The sequence below is a fragment of the Microbacterium algeriense genome (genome assembly GCF_008868005.1).
Lineage (GTDB): Bacteria > Actinomycetota > Actinomycetes > Actinomycetales > Microbacteriaceae > Microbacterium > Microbacterium algeriense.
Genome location: NZ_WAAO01000009.1, coordinates 1 through 524, shown reverse-complemented (window position 1 = coordinate 524; position 524 = coordinate 1). Strand labels below are relative to the sequence as shown.

The window sequence follows — 524 nt, the reverse complement described above, 5'->3', positions numbered from 1 at the left end:
TTGTGGAGGGAGCCGTCGAAGGTGGGATCGGTAATTAGGACTAAGTCGTAACAAGGTAGCCGTACCGGAAGGTGCGGCTGGATCACCTCCTTTCTAAGGAGCATCTGACACGTCCGGGTGTCCAGAACCCAGATCGAAGGCATACGTTCTTCGCTGGGAGCTCATGGGTGGAACATTTGACATGGTGCGAAGAATGTTGGTCTTCTCCAGTACGCCGCTTCGGTGGTTGGAACGGGGAGGGTGACGGATGTCGCACCTGCACGCTGTTGGGTCCTGAGGGACCGGATGCGCTTTGACCTTCGGGTTGGAAGCATTTGGTTACTCTGGGCCTTTCGTTGTTTCCCCGGTGGGGAAGCGGTGAGGGGTACCGCCCGTACTTTGAGAACTACACAGTGGACGCGAGCATCTTGCAGCAGCCTTCGGGTTGTTGCACAAGATGATCTTAAAGATCATTAGTCAATTTCTGATTCCATCTTCGGATGGGGTCGAGTTTTTGATTCAAACTCATGTGATTTCAAGTCTTT

General features: G+C 53.1%; 1 rRNA gene. It reads left to right on the top strand.

Annotated features, from left to right (window positions below):
• A 16S ribosomal RNA gene (locus F6A08_RS17550) occupies nucleotides 1–93 on the top strand; the annotation flags it as partial.
• Between the last annotated feature and the right edge of the window lie 431 nt (nucleotides 94–524).